Origin of the sequence: Streptomyces sp. NPDC021356 (assembly GCF_040641015.1) — a bacterium.
Lineage (GTDB): Bacteria > Actinomycetota > Actinomycetes > Streptomycetales > Streptomycetaceae > Streptomyces.
This window is the reverse complement of sequence record NZ_JBFACU010000056.1, coordinates 26,886-31,131: the sequence shown is the minus strand read 5'-3', so window position 1 is coordinate 31,131 and position 4,246 is coordinate 26,886. Positions and strand designations below refer to the sequence as shown.

Below are 4,246 nucleotides of genomic sequence, written 5' to 3'. Positions count from 1 at the left end.
AACGCCCGGTTACATTCCGAACCCGGAAGCTAAGCCTTACAGCGCCGATGGTACTGCAGGGGGGACCCTGTGGGAGAGTAGGACACCGCCGAACAGATTTTAGGGAAAACCCCGCACCTCATGGTGCGGGGTTTTCTGCTTTCCAGGGGCTGTCTAGGCTCCTGGGTATGCGCTATGACCTCGTCATCTTCGACAACGACGGCGTGCTCGTGGACAGCGAGCCGATCTCGAACCGTCTCCTCGCCGCCTATCTGACCGAGCTGGGGCACCCCACCTCCTACGAGGACTCCCTGCGTGACTACATGGGGGCGGCCATGCACCGGGTCCACGACTTCGTGCTGGAACGTACGGGGGAGCGGCTGCCCGACGACTTCGACGACGTCTTCCACGCCCGTGTCTTCGCCGCGTTCCAGCGGGAGCTGAAGCCAGTGCCCGGCGTCGTCGAGATGCTGGAGAAGCTGGCGGCGGACGGGACGCCGTACTGCGTCGCCTCGTCGGGCAGTCATGAGCGGATCCGGGTGGGGCACCGGACGACGGGGCTCGACCGGTGGTTCGACGACGCCCGGATCTTCAGTTCGCAGGACGTCGGGCGGGGCAAGCCGGCGCCGGACCTCTTCCTGTACGCGGCCGAGCGGATGGGCGTCGCGCCGGGGCGGTGCGTGGTCGTCGAGGACTCGCCGCTGGGCGTGCGGGCCGCCCTGGCGGCCGGGATGGACGTGTACGGGTTCACCGCCATGACGCCCGCCGACCGGCTCGACGGCGCGACCCGACTCTTCCCCGACATGACCGAGTTGGCTGACCTGCTGGTTTGATCCCGGGCATGACCGGGGCCACCGGCGCGGGGCTGACATTTGTCATGCGGACCTCCGGACGATCGTTTCTGTCGGCGGACCCCCTGCGGCGGCGAAGCTTGGGGCATGACGAAGAACACGGGGAACCACAGCCGGAACACCGCCCAGAACCCGAGTGTCCTGGACAACTTCAAGCCGCTGATCCTGGACATCGCGGTGCCGCTCGGCTCGTACTACGCCTTCAAGGACGTCTTCGGGATGAGCACCTTCGCCGCGCTGGCCTGGAGCAGCGCGGTGCCGGCCGCGCGGACGGTGTGGAGCGTGTTCAGCGAGCGCCGGGCCAACGCCCTGGCGGCTCTGATCCTCTTCGTGAACGTCGTCTCGCTGCTGCTGAGTTTCGTCTCCGGTGACCCGCGGCTGATGCTCGCCAAGGACAGCGGGGTCAGCAGCACCGTCGCCATCGGCATCCTGGTCTCCGTGGTGCTCGGCAAGCCGATGATGACCGCGGGGATGAAGCCCTTCATGGTGAAGGGCGACACCGCCAAGGAGGCCGCCTGGGAGCGGCTGATGTCCGGTGCGGCGGCCGGTTCCGCCGCCTTCCGGAGCAAGGAGCGCGTGTTCTCCGTCGTCTGGGGCCTGGCGCTGCTGGCCGAGTGCGTGGGACGGGTGGTGGGCGCGTACACCCTGCCCGTGGACACGATGGTGTGGCTCGGCACGGTCTTCATGGTCGGCGCGCTGGCGGTCGCCTTCGTGGTCGGTGGCGGACTGGCCGTCGAACCGATGGAGCGGCTGCTGACCGCCGAGGTCGAGGCCGGCCAGGCCGGGGCCGCGCAGCCCGCGGTCGCCGCCACCACCCTCGCGGCCTGAACCGCCCCACACCAACCGAACCAAGCTGAACCTGAGGGAAATTCATCTTTGACCGGATCTACCCACAGGTAGCCTCGGGCCCTACGCTCGCCGCCATGACAGATGTGCTGCGGCGCGGTAGGGCCTCTTTGGCGTTCAGCTTCTTCGCCCAGGGCGCGGCCTTCGCCCTCCTCGTGACGCGCATCCCCGCGATCCAGGACCGGTACGGGGTCTCCGACGGCCTGCTGCCGGTCTTCCTGGCGGCCGTGCCGATCCTGGCGGGGGTCGGCAGCGTCACCACCGAGAACCTGGTCAAGCGCATCCGGCCCAGCCGGCTGCTGCGCTGGTCGCAGCCGGTCGTCCTGCTGGCGCTGCTCGGTGCCGGGGCCGGTGACCGGGTCGCCGAAATGGCGCTGACGCTCGGCGTGTTCGGGCTGGCGGTGGGTGTGCTGGACGCGTCGATGAACATGCTCGGGGTGAGCCTGCAGCGGACGTACGGGCGCAGCATCATGCTCAGTTTCCACGCCGCCTACAGCCTGGGCGGGATCGTCGGCGCCTCGCTGGCCTGGGTGGGGGCGCACTGGCACCTGGCGCTGTGGGTGTCGTACCTGCCGGTGGTGGCGGTGCTGCTGCCGGCGACGTTCGTGGGGAGCCGGTGGTACGTCGACGGGAAGGCCGCCGCGGCCGGGGTCCCGGGGACTGGCGACGGGGGCGCGGGCGGGGCGCTGGTGTTCCGGCTGCTGCTGCCGCTCTGCCTGGTGATGACCTTCGCGTACATCGGTGACTCGACGGTCTCCAACTGGAGCGCCAAGTATCTCCAGGACACGTTGGGGAGTTCGGAGCAGCTGTCTACGGTGCCGTACAACGTCTACATGGTGACCACGCTGCTGGGGCGGGCCATCGGGGACGTGGGGGTGCGGCGGTTCGGGGCGGTGGCCGTGGTGCGGCTGGGTGCGCTGGTGGCGGCGCTGGGGTTCGCGGTGGTGGCCGGGGCGCCGGGGGCCTGGGCGGGGATGCTGGGGTTCACGCTGCTGGGGCTCGGGCTGTGTGTGCTGGTGCCGCAGACCTTCGCCGCGGCCGGGCGATTGTTCCCGGGTGCGTCGGACGCGGCGATCGCGCGGCTGAACATCTTCAACTACGTGGGTTTCCTGGTCGGCTCGCCGCTGGTGGGCGCGCTGGGCGATGCGTGGAGCTATCGCGGGGCGATGCTGGTGCCGATGGTTCTGGTGCTGGTGACGCTGGTCTACGCCAGGTCGTTCGCGCCGCGGACGGACCGATACGGTGGCGGGCATGAGCGGCCGCGCACAGCTGATGTGGGACGAGGCAGTAACGGGGTATGACTTCGGCCGGGACCATCCGATGGACCCGGTCCGCCTCGCCCTGACCCGGAAACTGGTCGGTGCCCTCGGGCTCGACCGCGAGGTGCGGCTGGTCGCGGCGAAGCCGGCCGGGGAGTCGACGCTGCGGCTCGTGCACCGGCTGGACTACATCGAGGCGGTGAAGGCCGCGTCGGCGGATCCGGGGGCGGCCGACGGGGCGTACGGGCTGGGGACGACGGACGATCCCGCGTTCGCCGGGATGCACGACGTCTCCGCGCTGATCGCCGGTCAGTCGGTGGGTGCGGCGGAGGCGGTGTGGCACGGCGACGCGCTGCACGCGGTGAACTTCGCGGGCGGGCTGCACCACGCGATGCCCGGTGCGGCGTCCGGCTTCTGCGTGTACAACGACGCGGCGCTGGCGATCGCCCGGCTCCTCGAACTCGGTGCCGAACGGGTCGCGTACGTCGATGTCGACGTGCACCACGGGGACGGGGTGCAGGCGGCGTTCTGGGAGGACCCGCGGGTGCTGACGGTCTCGCTGCACGAGCATCCCCGGACGCTGTTCCCGCAGACCGGCTGGCCGGAGGAGACGGGCGCCGACTGCGCGGAGGGCTCGGCGGTGAACGTGGCGCTGCCGGCCGGGACCGGGGACGCGGGATGGCTGCGGGCGTTCCACGCGATCGTCCCGGAACTGCTCGCGGACTTCCGGCCGCAGGTGCTGGTGACGCAGCACGGCGCCGACACCCACTTCGAGGACCCGCTGGCGCATCTCGCGGTGTCGCTGGACGCGCAGCGCGCCGTGCAGGTGGCGTGCCACGAACTGGCGCACGAGCACGCCGACGGGCGGTGGGTCGCGCTGGGCGGGGGCGGCTACGCGGTGGTGGACGTCGTCCCCAGGTCGTGGACGCATCTGGTGGGGATCGCGGCGGGGCGGCCGGTGGAGCCGGAGACGGTGATCCCGGAGAGCTGGCGGCAGGAGGTGTACGCGCGGACACGGCAGTTGGGGCCGCTGCGGATGACGGACGGGCGGTGGCCGGTGACGTGGGCCGACTGGGAGGCGGGGTACGACCCGGCGGACCGCCTGGACCAGGCGATCCGCGCGACCCGGCGGGCGGCGTTCCCGCTGCGGGGGCTGCTGGCGTAGCGGGCGGGGCCGGCCGGGCGGGAAGAGGCCCGGGCGAGCCGCCGGGGTCCGCCGGTCAGCAGGGCCGGAAGGGTCGGAGGTCCCGCCGGGTGAGCAGGGCACCGGGCCAGGACGGCGGGGGGTCCCGCCGGGTGAGCAGGGCACCG

The 4,246-nt window shown here is 71.5% G+C and carries 4 protein-coding genes and 1 rRNA gene; all 5 read left to right on the top strand.

Going from position 1 to position 4,246, the window contains the following annotated elements:
* Positions 1 to 94 (top strand): 5S ribosomal RNA (gene rrf / locus AB0G56_RS39315); the annotation flags it as partial.
* Between the two features lie 73 nt (positions 95 to 167).
* On the top strand, positions 168 to 812 hold the full coding sequence (locus tag AB0G56_RS39310; RefSeq protein WP_360980248.1) for an HAD family hydrolase: 645 nt from the start codon (positions 168 to 170) through the stop codon (positions 810 to 812).
* Positions 813 to 917: 105 nt separating this feature from the next.
* Positions 918 to 1,658, top strand: a complete 741-nt coding sequence (locus AB0G56_RS39305) for a VC0807 family protein (protein ID WP_360980246.1) — start codon at positions 918 to 920, stop codon at positions 1,656 to 1,658.
* Between the two features lie 95 nt (positions 1,659 to 1,753).
* Complete coding sequence (locus tag AB0G56_RS39300) at positions 1,754 to 2,977, top strand: MFS transporter (RefSeq protein WP_360980243.1); 1,224 nt, start codon at positions 1,754 to 1,756, stop codon at positions 2,975 to 2,977.
* On the top strand, positions 2,928 to 4,100 hold the full coding sequence (locus tag AB0G56_RS39295) for an acetoin utilization protein AcuC (RefSeq protein ID WP_360980240.1): 1,173 nt from the start codon (positions 2,928 to 2,930) through the stop codon (positions 4,098 to 4,100). The genes AB0G56_RS39300 and AB0G56_RS39295 overlap by 50 nt, the downstream gene beginning before the upstream one ends.
* Positions 4,101 to 4,246: the final 146 nt, after the last annotated feature.